At 47.1% G+C, this 18,274-nt stretch carries 17 protein-coding genes; 10 read left to right on the top strand and 7 right to left on the bottom strand.

Annotation, left to right across the window (positions count from 1 at the left end; all coding sequences use genetic code 11):
• Positions 1–154 precede the first annotated feature (154 nt).
• Entirely contained in the window at positions 155–1,612 is a 1,458-nt protein-coding gene (locus KNO98_RS07840; RefSeq protein WP_214700371.1) for a UDP-N-acetylmuramoyl-L-alanyl-D-glutamate--2,6-diaminopimelate ligase, read from the top strand.
• A gap of 96 nt (positions 1,613–1,708) precedes the next feature.
• Positions 1,709–2,053 (top strand): YflT domain-containing protein, encoded by a 345-nt coding sequence (locus tag KNO98_RS07835; protein ID WP_214700369.1) that lies wholly within the window; start codon positions 1,709–1,711, stop codon positions 2,051–2,053.
• Positions 2,054–2,125: 72 nt separating this feature from the next.
• Here the strand turns inward: KNO98_RS07835 and KNO98_RS07830 are convergent, their stop codons facing one another.
• Entirely contained in the window at positions 2,126–3,118 is a 993-nt protein-coding gene (locus tag KNO98_RS07830) for an MDR family oxidoreductase (RefSeq protein ID WP_214700367.1), read from the bottom strand.
• A gap of 143 nt (positions 3,119–3,261) precedes the next feature.
• On the opposite strand from KNO98_RS07830, the gene KNO98_RS07825 reads away from it, so the two are divergent.
• Complete coding sequence (locus KNO98_RS07825; RefSeq protein ID WP_051545936.1) at positions 3,262–3,684, top strand: hypothetical protein; 423 nt, start codon at positions 3,262–3,264, stop codon at positions 3,682–3,684.
• Positions 3,685–3,702: 18 nt separating this feature from the next.
• Here the strand turns inward: KNO98_RS07825 and KNO98_RS07820 are convergent, their stop codons facing one another.
• The 4 genes from KNO98_RS07820 to KNO98_RS07805 all read right to left on the bottom strand — a co-directional run bounded on the left by KNO98_RS07820 (position 3,703) and on the right by KNO98_RS07805 (position 6,116).
• Positions 3,703–3,912 carry a hypothetical protein gene (locus KNO98_RS07820; RefSeq protein WP_026824943.1) on the bottom strand — a complete coding sequence of 70 codons (210 nt, stop codon included), beginning with the start codon at positions 3,910–3,912 and terminating at the stop codon, positions 3,703–3,705.
• An 82-nt stretch (positions 3,913–3,994) separates the two neighbouring features.
• A complete protein-coding gene (locus tag KNO98_RS07815; protein ID WP_026824944.1) occupies positions 3,995–4,702 on the bottom strand; it encodes an SDR family NAD(P)-dependent oxidoreductase in 708 nt (235 codons plus the stop codon).
• A gap of 11 nt (positions 4,703–4,713) precedes the next feature.
• Positions 4,714–5,103 (bottom strand): GNAT family N-acetyltransferase, encoded by a 390-nt coding sequence (locus tag KNO98_RS07810; RefSeq protein ID WP_026824945.1) that lies wholly within the window; start codon positions 5,101–5,103, stop codon positions 4,714–4,716.
• Positions 5,100–6,116, bottom strand: a complete 1,017-nt coding sequence (locus tag KNO98_RS07805; RefSeq protein WP_214700365.1) for a serine hydrolase domain-containing protein — start codon at positions 6,114–6,116, stop codon at positions 5,100–5,102. Before KNO98_RS07805 ends, KNO98_RS07810 begins: the two co-directional genes overlap by 4 nt.
• A gap of 105 nt (positions 6,117–6,221) precedes the next feature.
• Here KNO98_RS07805 and KNO98_RS07800 point away from each other — a divergent pair, with 105 nt between their 5' ends.
• Positions 6,222–6,497: a diguanylate cyclase domain-containing protein gene (locus KNO98_RS07800; RefSeq protein ID WP_214700363.1), complete on the top strand. Its 276-nt coding sequence runs from the start codon at positions 6,222–6,224 to the stop codon at positions 6,495–6,497.
• 18 nt (positions 6,498–6,515) lie between these two features.
• Here KNO98_RS07800 and KNO98_RS07795 read toward each other — a convergent pair whose 3' ends face one another.
• Positions 6,516–8,294, bottom strand: coding sequence for a solute:sodium symporter family transporter (locus KNO98_RS07795; RefSeq protein WP_214700361.1), 1,779 nt, complete (start codon positions 8,292–8,294; stop codon positions 6,516–6,518).
• Positions 8,295–8,409: 115 nt separating this feature from the next.
• Positions 8,410–9,768, bottom strand: a complete 1,359-nt coding sequence (gene mgtE, locus KNO98_RS07790; RefSeq protein ID WP_214700359.1) for a magnesium transporter — start codon at positions 9,766–9,768, stop codon at positions 8,410–8,412.
• A 318-nt stretch (positions 9,769–10,086) separates the two neighbouring features.
• On the opposite strand from mgtE, the gene arcA reads away from it, so the two are divergent.
• From arcA to KNO98_RS07760, 6 genes are all read left to right on the top strand, one after another.
• Complete coding sequence (gene arcA, locus KNO98_RS07785; RefSeq protein ID WP_026824949.1) at positions 10,087–11,316, top strand: arginine deiminase; 1,230 nt, start codon at positions 10,087–10,089, stop codon at positions 11,314–11,316.
• A 21-nt stretch (positions 11,317–11,337) separates the two neighbouring features.
• A complete protein-coding gene (gene argF / locus KNO98_RS07780) occupies positions 11,338–12,366 on the top strand; it encodes an ornithine carbamoyltransferase (RefSeq protein WP_214700357.1) in 1,029 nt (342 codons plus the stop codon).
• 53 nt (positions 12,367–12,419) lie between these two features.
• Positions 12,420–13,895: an arginine-ornithine antiporter gene (arcD, locus tag KNO98_RS07775; protein WP_034770817.1), complete on the top strand. Its 1,476-nt coding sequence runs from the start codon at positions 12,420–12,422 to the stop codon at positions 13,893–13,895.
• Positions 13,896–13,909: 14 nt separating this feature from the next.
• Positions 13,910–14,872 carry a carbamate kinase gene (arcC, locus tag KNO98_RS07770; RefSeq protein WP_026824952.1) on the top strand — a complete coding sequence of 321 codons (963 nt, stop codon included), beginning with the start codon at positions 13,910–13,912 and terminating at the stop codon, positions 14,870–14,872.
• 161 nt (positions 14,873–15,033) lie between these two features.
• Positions 15,034–17,376, top strand: a complete 2,343-nt coding sequence (locus KNO98_RS07765; protein WP_214700355.1) for a glycoside hydrolase family 31 protein — start codon at positions 15,034–15,036, stop codon at positions 17,374–17,376.
• Between the two features lie 115 nt (positions 17,377–17,491).
• Entirely contained in the window at positions 17,492–18,181 is a 690-nt protein-coding gene (locus tag KNO98_RS07760; RefSeq protein WP_026824954.1) for a Crp/Fnr family transcriptional regulator, read from the top strand.
• The last annotated feature ends 93 nt before the right edge of the window (positions 18,182–18,274 follow it).

Here is an 18,274-nt window from a genome sequence, read left to right as displayed (position 1 = left end):
TTGAATGAAGTGTCTAGGTTTTTTTCGTGAAGTGATTGTTTTTCATTGAAAAAGGGAAGTAATATATTTGTCATCTCAATTGCCGTTTAAATCTAGTACCATGACGATAAGGTTAATCAACCTAGCGACACCCATGAGAAAGGACGTACACAGCATGAGAACGAAACGTTTATCCGCCATTTTAATAAATGAGATGGATGACATTTTTGATCCATGGGTGACCGGAGTCGAAACGGATTCCAGAAAGGTCAGTTCAGGGAACGTCTTTATTTGCATTCGCGGCTACACGGTTGACGGACACAAGTTTGCAGAAGACGCCGTGGTCAATGGTGCGAGTGCGGTCATCTCAGAATATCCACTCGATCTCGACGTACCGAATGTGGTTGTTGCTGATACGAAGCAGACGGCAGGAGCGGTTGCGAGTGCTTTTTATGACCACCCCTCTCATCGAATGCGCATATATGGTGTGACGGGAACGAATGGAAAAACAACAACAGCGACGTTGACATATGATTTATTGCGTCTCTCAGGACAACGTGCCGGAATCGTTAGTACGATAGGTGCGCACTTTCATCACCAGACGATTGAAACGGCCAATACGACCCCAGAAGCTGTCGTCTTGCATCGCATTTTAGCGGATATGGTTGATGCGGGCGTCACGGATTGTGTACTCGAAGTATCATCGCATGCATTGATGGAAGGTCGCGTGGCTGGAATTCATTTTCATGCGGCCGCGTTTACGAATTTGACGCATGATCATTTAGATTATCATCGTTCGATGGATGAGTATGCCCGGGCGAAAGCGCGGTTGTTTGAACAGGTAGAAGTGACGAACGGTGAGGCAATCGTGTTAAACGCAGAAGACTCGGCTAGTCATGTCATGGCTGAGTTTGCGCCGACACGTCAAGCCATTATGTATAGTACAAAAGAGGAGATAGATGCCGACATTCAAGTCATTTGGCGTGAAGAGACGGTACTCGTCAGTATGAAGGATTTCAAACTCGAAGTGCCCGTTCGATTCATGGGGGCGTTCAATGCAGCGAACTTAGCAGCGGCCATTGGACTCGTTTCGACTTCTGATATGGCGCTGCGGACCATTGTTTCAAATGTCCCAGGACTTACCTTGCCAAAAGGGCGTTTGGAACGTTTAGCTACAGAGGATGCTGAGATTTATATTGACTATGCCCATACACCAGACGGTCTAGAGAAATGTTTGTCTACATTGCAACTAGACAACCGTGATCTCGTCGTCGTCTTAAGTGCAGCAGGAGATCGGGACCCGACGAAGCGCCAAGATATGGGACGCATCGCAAGTCAGTATTCAAACGAAGTGATTGTCACCGTGCATGATGTTCGTATGGAAAATCCAAAACACATCATTCGCGATTTAGTCAAAGGGATTCAGCCGAATGCGAACTATGTGACGTTTGAAGCGAGGAAAGATGCACTTCGTCACGCAGTGATGCAAGCGTTAGAAGGGAAGCGCGTCGTTGTCGTCGGTAAAGGGCATGATCACATCGAACGAATCGGTCGCCAGTCGATTCCTTTCAACGAATCAGATATTTTATTAGAAGAATTGAAAAAGCGAAAAGGGCAGGAACCTGCCGTTTAACAAAACGATGACAAACGTCATCGTTTTTTAATGTGTGAAGAACGGTAAGGAAGGCAATCACTAGTAATGTAGTAGAATTGAAGGAGGAGAATGGACATGTCAGTTTTGTACAAAGAATTTACAAACGATGAAGAAGTCGTTACCGCCATTCAATCGATGAAATCAAATGGGGTGGATGAATCCAACATCTACGTCATTACACATGACGATGACCGAAGCAAACGCGTTGCGGACAATGCTGATGCGAACACCGTCTCGGCAAGTGACGTCGGTTTGGGGACAGCTGCCAAAAACGTGTTCCGTAAAAAAGGGGACGAACTTCGTGCACAGTTTCAAGAACTTGGCTTTTCGAAAGAAGAGTCAGAACGACTAGAAGAGAAATTAGACAAAGGGAAAGTGCTCGTCGTCGTGAAAGATGCACCGGCCGGATTTACCATCTGATTCCACTACCATTGAGAATAGAGAGAAAAGAGGCTGAATCGACACGATCGATTCAGCCTCTTTTTTGTTCGATTAACGAAGGCGGACGACGGTGCGACCGCTCAACTCTCCTCGCATCATCGCTTCGGCGTGACGTGGGACATCGTGTAGCGGAATCTCATGAATCATGTCGTTCAACACTTTCGTGTCGATGAGTTCTTCAAGACGTTCCCATGCGTTCATACGGCGTGTCATTGGTTGCATGACTGAATCGATTCCAATTAGTTTCACCCCTCGTAAGATGAACGGGTAAACGCTCGTCGGCAAATCGGTTCCTCCCACGAGACCGCATGCGGCAACAGCACCTTCATACCTGATTTGACTCAAGATATTAGCGAGTGTATTTCCGCCAACTGAATCGATGGCGGCATCAAAACGCTGTTTGGCGAGTGGACGAACAGATCCTTCTAATTCGCTACGATTGATGATGGTCTCGACACCAAGTGAACGCAAGTAAGGTGAATCTGTTTTACCAGTCGAGGCGACGACGTGATAGCCAAGACGGCGAAGTAACGTAATGGCGAAACTCCCGACACCACCTGTCGCCCCCGTGACGAGTACCTCTTCCCCAGGACGGACATCGGCGTGCTCGAGTGCATCAATCGATAACATCGCCGTCAGCCCTGGTGTCCCGATAGCGATGGCATCGCGCATAGTCATCCCCTTCGGTAATTTGACGAGCCAGTTTCCCGGGACTTGGGCATATTGACTGAAACCACCGAAGTGACGTTCGCCAATTCCAAAACCAGTGGCGATGACTTCATCTCCGACTTTAATGTCGAGATGGTCCGATTCGACTACTTTTCCGACGAATTCACATCCAGGGATGAATGGGTAATGGTTCACGATTTTACCTGAATTCGTTAATCCGAGTGCGTCTTTATAGTTCAACGCAGAATAGTGGACTTCGACTAAGACGTTCCCATCTTCTTCTTTTGGGAGCACGTCGGATTTGACATCTTTTACTTCGGCATGAAGGTGGTTATCCTGTTGGTCGAGCACGAGTGCTTGGAATGATTCATTCATCTGTGTAACCTCTTTTCCTTTGGATATCTTCACTCTACCTATCTTTCCCGTGCGAAATAAAATATATGCACGATTCTTTAGGGGGAATCGGGTAGAGAGTGGTACAATAAAGAAGATTCAAATTGCGTAAGGAGGAATGTAGTATGCGGCACGATGACTATGAGTTTGATGATGTAGAAGTAGAAGAAGGCGAATTGTTTAACGTATACGATATTCTCCCACCAGACGGGACGATCCTAGAGATGGCGACCGCTGAAGAAATGGTTCGGGCAGCCGAGTTAGAAGCGAAACATCATGCGCTTCAACGGCTCCAGGATTCAAACTTCCAGTTATCGGGTGTTTCGTTCAAAGAACTCCTGACAGAATTTGAACAGTATGAGCAAGAATCGATGGAATTCTGGACAGGGGTCTATAACCGGTTACGCATTCCTTGGGCGTGGACGATTCGCATCGACGTGGCCAATGGCCCAATTCACGTTGTGAACGATCGCGATATCTTTATCGACGAAGACGACTTCGAAGAATACGATGTCGATGATTTATTAGATGAATACGAAGAAGATTGAATCAAAAACGTCTTTCCCTCATTCAGATGGGAAAGACGTTTTTTTGTCGTGAAGCAAGTCATGACGAATACGACTTAATTCGGTCGCTCCGAATAATAACCCGACGCTGCATAAAATAGAAACCCCGCTTACCATCGCTCCAACGATTGCGGTATCCCCAATCATTGTGAACGACATCGCTAAGCTGAACAGACCAAATAGCAGTAATCCTCCGGCAATTGTTTTCATACGCTCCACCCTTTCACGTGTCTATGCATGTAGTGTAGACGGTTTAACTAGAGAAGGGTGGTTCTATTTTTAACCTGGTAAATTATTTAATTAAGTCATAAATCGAATAGGTTTTGCCGTTCTCAAGAGAGCGGTCAATCAATTGTTCTGCGAAAACGCGAGCAACCGTCTCCGGAGATCGGAGTCGCCCTTCCGTCTCGTATGAACGGAATTGTTCAAGGTCGGCGAATGCGTCTTCTGAAGAAGAACGAATTTCGGTCTGCATCGATGTATCCATCACACCTGGATTGAATAGAGCTGCGCAATGCGGTGTTCCTTCCAGTTCTAGTGCTAACGTATTTGTAAAATGGTCGAGGGCTGCTTTCGTGCCACAGTAAGCGCTCCAGCCTGAAATCGGACGTTTAGCGGCGCCAGACGTCACATGAATTAACTCAGTCGGCTTATCGAAAGCGAGGACCGCATTCGCCAATAGCATCGGCGCAAGCAGATTGGCATGGACATGAGCGGTCACTTTATCACCATCTAATTGTCCGACGCGATGAATCGGTTCGATCCATGCTGCATTTTGAACAAGAAGGATTGAATCAGCCGTTTCTAGCAGCGGAGTGATTTCTTCGATGGCTGAATTGATTCCAGAGACGTTTGAAAGGTCGACTGACAGCTGTTGATAGGTAACCTCCTCTGCCTGTGAACGCGAGAGACCGACAACTTCATAACCTCGAGATTGGAGTTCTTGGGAGATGGCACGGCCGAGACCACGCGATGCACCCGTGACGAGAGCAAGTTTCATATACATTCCTCCTATTCGTGAATGGTTTTCCGAAAACCATGAAACGGTCGGAACCGTAACTTTTCGTAATATGTGTGAGAGAGTTGATTCGCCAACAGTTCGATGCGCGTTGTTGGGTGTAGTGCATGGATATGTTGGAGCAACTGTTCGCCGAGCCCACGTTTTCGATACGCGGGAGCGACCAATAATTCGCAGACGAACAAGGTGACTGTCGTATCGGTCAATCCACGCAAATAAGCGACAATCTCCCCGTTCTCAGACTCCATGACATAGGTGACGTTTGATTGTTTCCATGCCTCACGGGTCAGTTCATTCCGCTCGACGAGTTGGGTCCAACCTTCATCACGATTGAGTTGCTGGATGTGTTCAAAATCTGACGAGACATATGCACGAATGTTCATTCAATCCGCTCTCCAATCTGTGCTTCAATTTGTTTCATCACGTCAAACGAACCATCTGATTGATTTGAACAAACAACCGATATGGTAGCGGTTTTCGGGTAGTATCCAGAATGGAAACTGACGCCGGGATCATACCCCATCACATGATACTTATAAATCTCCTCCGTCGCATGACGTTGAATCCAAACCCCGTATCCATAACACTCGCCACGGTCATTGACGGTCACATGCGGAGTGAGGAGGACGGACGTTGAAGACGAGTCAAGAAGACGATGTGAGAAAAGAGCTTCCCAAAACCGGCCCATATCTTGAACGGTGACATATGCGCCACCATCTGCGCTGCCCTTGATTGGAATCGCATATTGGTTTGTGCGCCACGTGCCGTTCGAGTGGTCGATATAACCGAGCGCCGTCTGGGCAGGTAAGGCATCAAGCGAGAAGTATCCGGAATCAATCATACCGGCAGGCTGAAAAATCGATTGTTCGATATAGTCGGTGAAAGATTGCCCGGTCACGTCTTCCACAATCAACCCTAACAGGATATACCCCGCATTGTTGTAGGAGAATCGAGACCCCGGTTCATCTTTCATGAATTTTTGTTGAAATAGTGGTAAAAAATCACGTAACTGTTGAAGACGATACATCGGAACATCGCGCCATAATGCTTCGAAATCATCAGAGATGGACTCATCAAAATAGTCAGGGATACCCGACGTATGAGTCAACAGTTGATGAATGGTGACTTGTGGCAATATGTTTGGTAAGTCGAATGTTTGAAACGAATCAAGTGAAGTGGAAAAAGACAGTTGACCTTGTTCGACCAACTGACAAATGGCGATTGCCGTAAACAACTTACAGCCAGAAGCAATTCCGAATCGTGTCGTCAATTCATTTTGAATCTGTTCTGAGCGGTTGGCGTAGCCGAAAGAGTGATGAATGGATTCTGTCGGACTCGTGACAGAATAAACACCAGAAAATGTTTCGTTCAACGATAGATGCGTGAAATTTTGCAAAGGAACCTCCAAGTGTTGAGTCGTTTTGTATAGTTCGACTATAGCACGAGTATCATATCCTCTTATGAGTTTACTCAATATTCAAAACAACATTTACCAAATAAATTGAAACGCGTCGGTACAATCCTTCAAAGCATTGAGTCATCCGTTTACCGTTTAGGAGGAGATGAGTTCGTCTTGTTTCTTGAGATGATGCCTGAAGACGCATGTGAACGAATGGTTTGCCAAATTGAAGCGGCTTGTCAAAAAGAATCGATTTCCGTTGCAATCGGATTGGCATGGTCATCTTGTCCGGAAACGATTGAGGAATTTTGGCAACGTGCGGATGATGCGATATATGAACAGAAGCGACAACAAAAAACAGACCTTCTTGACGTTTAGTTCAAGAAGGTCTGTTTTTTAGCTGCTGGCTTCTTCTATCTCAGCCGGTTCTTCACTTAGCTTGTTCAAATAGCGTTCATAACGAGAATTTCCGTATCGGTAAGAAGCCCAAACGAGAATCGTCGTCAGGATAACGAGTCCAATTGTCAACGGGGCGAACCATCCTGACACAATCCCGTCTGCATATGCGAGACCAACCGGTGAGAAAACGAGATAGACGAATACCATTGAAGCGACAAGCAAAATAGATGTCGACAATGCGTGACGCCACGGTTTGACGCGACCGAGTTCGATTCGAATTGGATTCGCTTGAAGCATTGGTCGTACACGCGCAAATACGAGCATGATTCCCGTCTCGATGACGAAGAGGATTCCGTAAATGTGGATGAAGTTGATGCCGATTTCAACACCGAACCATTGCTTCGTTCCCCACACGAGGAAATAGTAAGCGATGACGTGGAAAAAGACGACGGTCTTCGCAGCGATTGGAGGAACACGTTTAACGAGCATCCCGATTAAAACGATGACGAGAATCGGGATATTGAAGAAGCCGGTGAAGCGACGGATCAAGTCCCACAAGCCGTCTGGCGCATACATGAGGTTCGGGGCGACAAAGAAAGAAACAAGTGCTACGAACGTCCCGAACCATTTACTGACGCGAATCAAATCTTGGTCAGAGGCATCCGGTTTAAATTTTGGTTTATAAATATCGAGGACAAAGAGCGTCGCAATACTATTCAAGAGCGAGTTAAACGAGCTGAATACGGCTCCAAGCAAGACGGCAAGGAAAAAGCCCATGAGCCACATTGGCAACAGCTCGGCAATCAAGCTCGGATAAGCAAGATCGACCTTTTCGATGTTTGTTCCGTACAGATGAAATGCAATGACGCCAGGTAGCAGCATGAAGATTGGAACAAGTAACTTCAGATACCCGGTAAAAAGTACTCCTTTTTGACCTTCAGCCAAGTTTTTTGCGCCAAGCGCTCGTTGAATGACATATTGATTGAGTGCCCAGTAGAACAAGTTCGCAAAAATCATTCCTGTGAATATGGAGAGAAAAGGTACCGAATCATTGGCTGAACCAATCGCGTTCAACTTTTCAGGATTCGTCGTGACAATCGTCTTCATTCCGTCTAATAAATTTCCGTCACCTAACGCGAGAAAACCGAGCGTCGGGACGAGGAAACCAATGATGATGAGACCGATCCCGTTCAACGTATCGGATACAGCGACCGCTCGAAGTCCTCCAAAAATAGCATAGATGCCTCCGATGATGCCGATGAACCAAATGACTAACCAAAGGGATTGTTCAAAGCTGACACCGAGCAGAGTAGGTACATCGAACAGTTGGAGAACTGCCAATCCACCGGAATATAGCATAGATGGAATTGTTACGCACATATAGCCTAATAAAAACAAGAGCACGGTCAATCGACGAACATCCTCGTCGTAGCGTTGACTTAAAAATTCAGGTATTGTCGAAATTCCGATGCCGAGAAATCGTGGTAACAAAAAGAGCGCCATGATGATGGCGGCGATTCCAGCTGTGACTTCCCATGCCATCGCAGACATATTGCCGGCAAAGGATTGACCATTCAAGCCAATTAATTGTTCTGCTGACAGGTTGGTCAAGAGGAGCGATCCCGCGATGAAGACGCCTGTCAGTCCACGACCGGCCAAAAAGTAATCATCGGCACTTTCGACTTTTCCTTTCGTCATTCGATATGAGACGTAGGCAACGAGCCCCATGAACAAGGCGCCGGTCACGAGTATGTAGAGTACTTGTTGAAACGTCATAGAATCCCCTCAATCTTTACTTTTGTTTATATGTATTTGTAAGTGATACCCGAACGAGTTGGAAATTATTCATCTAGTTTTGAGGAAGTAGAAAAAACGCTCGAGGAATCGAGCGTTATAAAAACTGAAGCATAGATGTCGCGACCGTGAAATAGATGATGAGCCCTAGATTGTCCATCAACGTCGTAATAAATGGTCCGGATGCGACAGCGGGATCTAATTTCAATCGGTTAATCAGAAGTGGAACGATTGTACCAATCATCGTGGCGACACTGAGCGCGGCGAAAATCGAAATCCCAACAATAAAGCCGATGAGCATGTTGCCATATAGAAGAGTGATGACGCCGAAAATGACAATCATACAAGCGATTCCTAACAGGATGCCGGTCCCGAACTCGCGTCGAATCATCTTCATGACGTTCTTACGATTAATCGTACCGAGCGCAATCGACCGAACAGCGACGACAAGCGACTGGGTAGCCGCGTTCCCGGCGGATCCCATGACAAGTGGCATGAAGACGGCAAGTAACACGATCGTCTCGAGCGTATCTTCAAAGCTGCCGATTGTCGAGGCGGTAATCATGCCAAGAAACATGAGACTGACAATCCACGGGGCGCGTTTTTTTGCTGCCTCAAACGGACTCATGTTGATATCAGAAGACCCTTTCGCCGCGGATAGTTCTTCAAAGTCTTCCGTCGTTTCACGCTCGATGACGTCTAATACATCATCTACCGTGATGATGCCGAGTAGTTTCTGGTGGTCGTCGATGACCGGGAGTGCCAACAAATCATACTTCTGTACGATACGGGCCAAGTGTTCCTGGTCTGTCATGACGTTTGCCGAGATGACACGAAAACCCATGATATCCTCAATTTTTGCATCGAGCGGCGCAACGATCAAATCTCGTAATGAGACGACGCCAACAAGTTGATGCGTGTGGTCGACGACGTATAGATAATAAATCGTCTCAGCGTCAGGTCCGAGTTCACGTAATTCTGCAAGTGTCTGTCCGACCGTCTTGTCGGCTTGGAGAACGACAAACTCAGTCGTCATAATAGAACCAGCCGTCTCTTCCGGATATTGCATCAAATCTCTTACTTCTTGCTCCTCGATATCATCCATCTGTTCAAAGAGCGTATCCATGAATGAATCGGGTAGTTCATGCATCAAATCGGCTGCGTTATCTGAATACATCTTATTTAAGATACGAACAGCATACGGTTGGGGTGTTTCTTGGATGAACATGCACTGTTCATCTAACGTCAACTTTTCGAATAAGTCGGTGAATACTTCGGGGGAAATGACCCGATACACAAATGTACGTTCATTCTGGTCGAGTTCGATAAAAAGGTCGGCTTGTTCACCCGGGTGAAGGGAGAGGTATAAATCCCGAAAGTCGATTGGGTCCCCCTTCTGAATCAATACACGAAGCTCTGCTTGATGTTGCTTTTGTTCCGTTTCTTCTACCTTCATGTCGTCACATCCTGATCTTTAACATTTTTCATACTATTTTTCTTTGAATAATTTTTTTAACATTTTTAGAGCGATTATATACATCGTCCATACATCATATTTCCCATTGCCATAACAATGATTTTTTATGCATTGTTTGTTCATTCACAAATGTGAAGATTTATTCATACATATGTGGAATCAATAACAGGTGAAGTGCCGGATTAGACATTCACAAATTTGGTAAAGTGATAAGGTAAGGGTAGTTAAACACCCGAATCACAAGGAGGAAGCGAGATGATCTCAATGACAAATCAACCGATTTCACAAGATACGACGCTGAAACATCCGATTCATGTGTATTCAGAAATTGGAGAATTAAAAACGGTATTACTGAAAAGGCCAGGTCGAGAATTAGAAAATCTCACACCGGAATATTTAGAGCGACTCTTGTTCGATGATATTCCCCATTTGCCGGTCATTCAAAAAGAGCACGACTATTTTGCGAGTGCGCTCCAAAATCGTGGTGTGGAAGTCCTCTATCTTGAAAAACTAATGGCTGAGACGCTATCGCTCCCTGGTGTGCGCGAAAAGTTTGTCGCGGATATCTTATCCGAGTCTAAATCAAATATCAACGGCTCTTACGAAACATTAAAAGAGTATCTACTGGATTTTGATAACGAAATGCTGATTGAAACGGTGATGGCCGGTATCCGGAAATCAGAAATCAAGCCGGAAAAACGCCGCCACCTGCACGAAATGATTGAAGATACGTACCCCTTCTTTTTGGATCCAATGCCAAACCTCTATTTCACACGAGATCCTGCCGCAGCGATCGGACATGGACTTTCTATTAACCGAATGAAAGAGCCGGCACGTCGCCGTGAATCACTCTTCACGCAGTATATTATGCGCTATCACCCACGCTTTGCGAAACATGATGTTCCGATTTGGTCGGACCGCGACTATCGATTTGCGATGGAAGGCGGAGACGAACTCGTCTTGTCGAAAGAAGTTGTCGCTATCGGAATCTCTGAACGTACGACCGCACAAGGAATTGAACGTGTCGCCCTCAACTTACTCAAGCATGGAGACAGCTTCAAAAAAGTAATCGCCATCGAAATTCCAAAATCACGTGCGTTTATGCACTTAGATACCGTCTTTACAATGGTCGATCATGATAAGTTCACCATCCATCCGTTCATCCAAGGTCCGGAAGGCAAAATGAATATTTTTGAACTTTCCTTAAATGCAGAAGGTGAACTTCAAATCGCACAACACACTGATTTGTTAAAAGTATTAAAAGACGTCCTCGGATTACAGGAAGTAACCTTGATTCCTTGTGGGGGAGGCGACCCGATTGCGGCAGCACGTGAACAGTGGAACGATGGGTCAAACACGCTCGCGATTGCTCCAGGTGTCGTGGTCACATATGACCGAAACTACGTCTCAAATGAACTGCTCCGTAAAGAAGGCGTTGAAGTGATCGAAATCATGTCGAGTGAACTATCACGTGGACGTGGAGGTCCACGTTGCATGAGTTGTCCAATTATTCGACAAGACATCTAAATTTGATAAGGAGGAAGCAGTATGTCTACAACGTTCAATTTTGATTTGAAAGGTCGTCACTTTTTATCACTAAACGAATTTTCTGGTGAAGAAATCAATTATTTGATCGATTTGTCTGCTGCATTCAAGCGTCAAAAAAAACAAGGTATCCCACATCGGATATGTGAAGGTAAAAATATCGCCCTTCTCTTTGAAAAACCATCGACTCGGACACGGTGTGCCTTCACAGTCGCCGCAATTGACTTAGGGATGCATCCGGAATATTTAGGTAAGAACGACATCCAGTTCGGGAAGAAAGAATCAGTACGTGATACGGCCATTGTTCTCGGTCGTATGTTTGACGGGATTCAGTTTCGCGGGTTTGCCCATGAGACGGTCAAGGGTCTTGCTAAAGATGCGGGTGTACCTGTTTGGAACGGTTTGACCGATCTTTATCATCCGACACAAATCTTAGCTGACTTTTTGACAGTGAAAGAGCAAAAAGGAGAATTGGCCGGAATCAAGTTTGTGTATGTCGGTGATGGACGAAATAACATGGGCAACACCCTCTTGATCGGCGGCGCAAAAGTAGGGATGGATATGCGTATTTGCGCACCGAAATCACTTTGGCCGTCTGACGAAATTGTCGATTATGCCAAATCAGTCGCAGCTGAAACAGGTGCTGTGATTACTTTAACGGAGAGTATCGAGGAAGCGATGGATCACGCGGACGTCGTCTATACAGACGTATGGGTGTCGATGGGCGAGGAAGCGGCCTTCGCTGAACGGATTGAGCTGTTACGACCGTATCAAGTGAACATGGACATGCTTCAGACGAGTGGCAATTCAGATATCATGTTCTTGCATTGTCTTCCAGCATTCCACGACTTAGAAACGGAAGTTGGTCGGGCGATTCATGAACAGTATGGATTGACGGAGATGGAAGTGACAGATGAGGTGTTCCGGAGTCGTCACTCGTTCGTATTTGATGAAGCTGAAAACCGAATGCATACGATCAAGGCGGTGATGGCAGCAACGCTCACAGAGACACGCGAATGGCTTGAACGTTGACGGCGAGGGGAAATCCCCCTCCCGTTTCATAATAAGCGAAAGGGATGAGTAGAATGTCTACGAAAGTGGAGCATGACTCAGGTGGTTCGGCTGGAGTACATCCTGACAAGCAAGATAAGCGGTTAGGTCTTGGAGCGTTGACGGCACTTGTCGTCGGATCGATGATTGGCGGTGGTGCCTTTAACCTGGCAGCAGATTTGGCTCGAGGTGCGAACGCGGGTGCCATTTTGATCGGGTGGGTTATCACCGGAATCGGGATTATTGCGCTCGGTCTCAGTTTTCAAAATTTGACGAATCGTCGTCCTGACTTGGATGGCGGTGTTTACAGCTATGCACGAGCCGGATTCGGATCATTCGTCGGATTTAACTCGGCATGGGGATATTGGTTATCTGCTTGGCTCGGCAACGTGGCGTATGCCACACTATTGTTCAGTTCGGTCGGTTATTTCTTCCCGATTTTTGAAGGCGGGCAAAACATTGCCTCGATTGTCGGAGCTTCAATTATGTTGTGGCTTGTGCATACGCTCATCTTGCGAGGGGTGCATGAGGCGTCGATGATTAATATTGTTACGACAATCGCCAAGCTCGTTCCGATTTTTGCATTCATTACGATTAGCTTGTTCTTCTTCAATCTCGAAAACTTCACCTTCGATTTTTGGGGACAAGGCGGCTTCTCATGGGGAAGCGTCCGCGACCAGGTCGTCTCAACGATGCTTGTGACTTTATGGGTATTCATCGGTGTCGAGGGGGCTGTCGTCCTTTCCGGTCGTGCTCGAAAACGTTCCGATGTCGGGAAAGCAACCGTGATTGGGTTACTCGGAACGCTCGTCATCTATTTACTTGTTTCCGTCATGTCACTTGGGCTCATGACGCCCGAAAACGTGGCGAATGCCTCGCAACCGGCGATGGCTTATCTGCTAGAGTCTGCAGTCGGGCCGTGGGGAGCCATGCTCATCAACGGAGGGCTAGTTATCTCTGTACTAGGAGCGTGGCTTGGGTGGACCCTTTTAGCGGCTGAAATCCCATTCGTCGCTGCGAAAGACGGTGTCTTCCCGAAATGGTTCACGAAAGAGAACAAAAATCAGGCTCCAGTCAACGCACTTTGGTTGACGAATGGGTTGATCCAACTTTTCCTCTTCACGTTCTTGATTTCAGATGCAGCGTATAACTTTGCCTTCTCACTCGCTTCAAGTGCTATTTTGATCCCGTACGTGTTCTCAGCATTTTACCAAGTAAAAGTATCGAAAAATAGAATTGGCTACAGTGCAGGTGAGCGGAGAATGCGCGATTTGACGATTGGTTTGGTCGCCTCCATTTACGGACTGTGGCTCATCTATGCCGCAGGAATTGACTATTTGCTTCTCACAACACTTTTATATGCACCGGGCACTCTTCTCTACATGAAAGCGCAGCGTGAAAATGGAATTAAATCACTCACGAAAATAGAGTGGATGGTCGCTGGGGTTTTGACCGCACTGGCCATCTTCGCAGTCATTCGCATACTATCGGGTAATATCTCAGTCATCTGATCGGGGGTATAGATATGAAAAAGAAACGTGTGGTCATCGCCTTGGGTGGTAATGCGATTCAACAAGGGAAAGATGCTACAGCTGAAGCACAGATGCGAGCGGTGGAGGCAACAGCGGAATCTCTTGCCTCACTCATCGCAGAAGGAGTCGACGTCATCATCACGCATGGGAACGGTCCGCAAGTCGGGAATCTGATGTTGCAACAAGCCGCCTCAGATAGTCCAGCAACGCCAGCGATGCCCCTTGACGTATGTGGAGCGATGACGCAAGGGATGATTGGATATTGGTTTGAAAATGCATTGACGAAAGCGCTACGTGCACGTGGCCTTGAACGCGAAGTGGCCTCTCTTGTCACGCGTAGTGTTGTCGACCCAAACGATAGTGCGTTCCACCATCCGACTAAACCAATCGGTCCGTTCTATACAGAGGAAGAGGCACTTCACCTTGAACGAACGACAGGATACGTGTTTAAAGAGGATGCAGGACGAGGGTATCGCCGGGTCGTTCCGAGTCCGGTACCGATGAAAATCGCTGAACACACGGTCATTCGAACACTCGTCGAATCAGGTCACATCGTCGTCGCTTCCGGTGGCGGTGGCATTCCCGTCATGGAGACGCCTGAAGGATATGTCGGTATCGAGGCGGTTATTGATAAAGATTTCGCTGCTGCGAAACTAGCCGATCTCGTCAATGCAGACGCGCTTCTCATCTTGACTGCGGTCGAACATGTATATGTCAACTTTGGGAAGCCGAGTGAGATGGCGCTCCAAGAGGCGTCCAAGGAACAAATAGAAACATACATCGCGGAAGGACAGTTCGCTCCGGGTAGCATGTTGCCAAAAGTAAGAGCGGCCCTGCAGTTCGCGGAGTCGGGTACAAACCGGGTCGCCATTATCACCTCGCTCGATCAAGCATTAGCGGCCATATATGGGGATGCCGGTACGCGTGTCCGCTTGGCCCCTTCTCTTCAACAATAAGAATGTGTCGCAAACGTGAAACGTTTGCGACTTTTTGTTTTCTGTCCAGATTCAAGGGGAAGGAAAGTTGTATGCCAAAAATGAGATTGCTATCATATTTAGTGTAAACGTTTGCACTTATTTCAGGAAGGAAGTGACGGAGAGCGGAAACGCTCGTATGTATGCGCCTATTTGAAGAAAATCATGTGTATCAGTCATGGATGAAACCAAAAGCAAAAAGAGAGGCGATCGTGCAGGGAAGCTGCTATCGCTTTACTGTGTTGACGAGTCAGTTGATTCGAATGGAGTACGCGGAAGACGGTGTCTTTGAAGACCGCGCCACCCAAGTTGCGTGGAATCGGGAATTTGATGTGCCAAATTTCCGAGTGGTTGAAGATGAGACGGAACTTCAAATCATCACGGAACATGTTCATTTATATTATACGAAAGGTCCGTTCGCGCCGAATACGCTCTATGTGGACGTGAAAGGGAATTTTAGTACGTATTATAGCCGCTACATGTTCAACGGTCCGGAACGGACACTCAAAGGAACGGCGCGGACGCTCGACCATGTGGACGGGGCGACAGAATTAGAGGAAGGGATTCTTTCGAAACAAGGGTATGCGATCATTGACGATTCATCCTCTTTTTTGATGACGGAAGATCGATTCGTCGAACCGAGACGAAAAGGAATTCATGACATCTATTACTTTGGATACGGACATAATTATAAACAAGCACTTCAAGACTTTTACACGTTGACGGGTCCGACGCCGATGCTTCCTCGTAAAGCGCTCGGGAACTGGTGGAGTCGCTACTGGCGGTATGACGAACAAGAGTATAAGGCGCTGATGCGTCGCTTTAAATCAGAAGACATACCGTTTTCAGTCAGTGTTATCGACATGGACTGGCATGTGACAGACATTCCTGAAGAGTACGGGAGTGGTTGGACGGGGTATTCCTGGAATAAAAACCTCTTCCCTGAACCGAAGCGTTTCCTCAAATGGCTAAAAGACGAAGGGATGATGGTGACGCTGAATCTGCATCCCGCAGACGGGGTACGTGCGTTTGAAGACGACTACGCGGCGATGGCTGAAGCGATGGGGATCGATCCGGCATCGGAAGACCGAATCCCGTTTGATTTTTCAGACAAGCGATTCATTCAAGCGTACTTCGAACAGATGCATCATCCGCATGAAGCGGACGGCGTTGACTTTTGGTGGATTGACTGGCAACAGGGTTCGACGTCGAAGATGGAAGGGCTAGATCCTTTATGGATGCTAAATCACTACCATGCGGTTGATATTGCCCGTGACGGCAAGCGGCCGCTCATTTTCTCTCGTTATTCAGGCCCGGGAAGTCACCGTTATCCGGTCGGATTCTCGGGAGACACAATCATCTCGTGGGCATCACTCGCCTTCCAGCCGTATTTTACCGCAACGGCGACGAACATTGGATACGGTTGGTGGAGTCATGACATTGGTGGACATCATCGTGGTAAAAAAGATGATGAGCTCGCCGCACGATGGGTCGCGTATGGGGTGTTCAGTCCAATCATGCGTCTACACTCAACGTTCAGCACGTTTAACGGCAAAGAACCTTGGCGTTTCGGTATAGAAGCCGAACAGTCGATGAAGCGATTTTTACGACTACGCCACCAACTCATTCCGTACTTGTATACGATGAACTATCGTAATCATGCGGATGCCTTACCGCTCGTGTTACCGATGTATATCGAGCATCCTGACAACGAAGCGGCTTATCAGGTGGCGAACCAATTTTATTTTGGAAGTGAACTCGTCGTCTCCCCGATCGTCACGCCGATGGACCGAAAACTCCACGTCGCCGCGGCGAATGTGTGGTTACCTAAGGGAGAATGGTTCGATTTCTTCACAGGACACCGCTATGAAGGAGATAAAACGATTCGTGTGTTCCGTGGACTCAATCAACAACCGGTCTTCGCCAAAGCGGGTGCTATCGTCCCACTGATGCCACACGAGCCGCACGGAAACGATACGGGGAATCCGAGCGCATTAGAGGTGCTCGTCTTCCCAGGTGCTTCAAATACATTTACGATGTATGAGGACGACGGAGAAAGTAGGGATTATGAAACAGGGGCGTCGCTCGAAACGACGTTCACGCTCGATTGGGAAGCACGTACGCTACACATCGAGATGTCGGGCGACCTGACTCTCGTTCCGCCGAAACGGACGTTGACGATTCTTGTCCGCGGTGTTGTCGGTGATGGTGATTATGATGCAGAGACACAGACGTTACACATTCCATTCGGTGAATTAAAGAAAGAACAGACCGTGACACTTCCGGTCGATGTGACGCAGAACGCACATCGACTCGACCGTCTCTATCGGTTTTTAGACCGCGCGGAAATTGCCTACGACTTGAAAGATCGCCTGTATCAGATGGCCACAACGAAGACCCGTCTCGAAGCATGGTTGTTTGATCTTCATGCGTTAGAACTCGATCGAGATTTGCAGGACGCGCTACTTGAACTTATGTTGGACTAAAAGGGGGGAAACCCCTTTTTGTCATGTCAGAAAAATGTTGGATTTTGAAAGCGTTTTCAATTGTATATCATCTATAATGAAAGCAAGAGATCTGATTGGAAATGAGGAGATACACATGCGACATAGATGGACTATCGATGATTTACGACAGTTAACGCTTTTTGCGACATGTTCAAGTCGGACGCTTGAACAGCTCATCCCGCACGTCTATTGTAGGACTTATCGGAAAGGGCAACTGTTATTCATGGAAGGTGACCCACGGGAGCGTGTGTATTTTTTGATGAGTGGTTACATTAGGCTCGAACGAATGAATGAGAATGCGACACATCATTACGCCGACTATGTAAAACCGAAACAGTTCTTTCCTTACAACGGTTTGTTCACAGGGGAAGACTATCGCCATACTGCCGAGGCAATGACGGATATTGAAGTCATCTATATTCCGACGGATCGTTTCGAGCGGTTCGTGTCCACACAGTCGAGTATGTTGCTTTATATCATTGGGCAGATGAACCGTATTCTTGATTTACATGAGCGGCGTGTCCAAGAGATTATCACACCGAGTGCAAAAGAGCGCGTCTTGAATACGCTCCATTTTTTGATTGAAGATTTGGGGGAGCCCGACGAACAGGGCGTGCGTGTCCGATGTCCCTTCACCGCGGTTGAACTTTCTCGTTTGTCCGGCACGTCCCGCGAGACGGTCTCAACGATTTTAGCCAAACTTCGTAAAGAAGATGTGCTTCGTATCGATGCCCACCAACTCGTCATCGGGCATCCAGAATATTTTGAGCAAGATATCGATTGACGCCACTCAAATGAGGGCGTCTTTTACATACTCAAACGAGCGGAGCATTCGCTTCAAACCGTGGCATATTGTATAATTAGTGATGAATCTCAC

It is taken from the genome of Exiguobacterium sp. s57, assembly GCF_018617685.1.
Taxonomy (GTDB): Bacteria; Bacillota; Bacilli; order Exiguobacteriales; family Exiguobacteriaceae; genus Exiguobacterium; species Exiguobacterium marinum.
This window is presented reverse-complemented; position numbering and strand designations above follow the sequence as displayed.

Coding starts and splice junctions, on each gene's coding strand:
- KNO98_RS07830 (WP_214700367.1), bottom strand. CDS start 3,118: ATGAATGAATCATTCCAAGCACTCGTGCTCGACCAACAGGATAACCAC.
- argF (WP_214700357.1), top strand. CDS start 11,338: ATGTCTACAACGTTCAATTTTGATTTGAAAGGTCGTCACTTTTTATCA.
- arcD (WP_034770817.1), top strand. CDS start 12,420: ATGTCTACGAAAGTGGAGCATGACTCAGGTGGTTCGGCTGGAGTACAT.
- KNO98_RS07840 (WP_214700371.1), top strand. CDS start 155: ATGAGAACGAAACGTTTATCCGCCATTTTAATAAATGAGATGGATGAC.
- KNO98_RS07795 (WP_214700361.1), bottom strand. CDS start 8,294: ATGACGTTTCAACAAGTACTCTACATACTCGTGACCGGCGCCTTGTTC.
- mgtE (WP_214700359.1), bottom strand. CDS start 9,768: ATGAAGGTAGAAGAAACGGAACAAAAGCAACATCAAGCAGAGCTTCGT.
- arcC (WP_026824952.1), top strand. CDS start 13,910: ATGAAAAAGAAACGTGTGGTCATCGCCTTGGGTGGTAATGCGATTCAA.
- KNO98_RS07835 (WP_214700369.1), top strand. CDS start 1,709: ATGTCAGTTTTGTACAAAGAATTTACAAACGATGAAGAAGTCGTTACC.
- KNO98_RS07810 (WP_026824945.1), bottom strand. CDS start 5,103: ATGAACATTCGTGCATATGTCTCGTCAGATTTTGAACACATCCAGCAA.
- KNO98_RS07820 (WP_026824943.1), bottom strand. CDS start 3,912: ATGAAAACAATTGCCGGAGGATTACTGCTATTTGGTCTGTTCAGCTTA.
- KNO98_RS07815 (WP_026824944.1), bottom strand. CDS start 4,702: ATGAAACTTGCTCTCGTCACGGGTGCATCGCGTGGTCTCGGCCGTGCC.
- KNO98_RS07760 (WP_026824954.1), top strand. CDS start 17,492: ATGCGACATAGATGGACTATCGATGATTTACGACAGTTAACGCTTTTT.
- KNO98_RS07765 (WP_214700355.1), top strand. CDS start 15,034: ATGCGCCTATTTGAAGAAAATCATGTGTATCAGTCATGGATGAAACCA.
- KNO98_RS07825 (WP_051545936.1), top strand. CDS start 3,262: ATGCGGCACGATGACTATGAGTTTGATGATGTAGAAGTAGAAGAAGGC.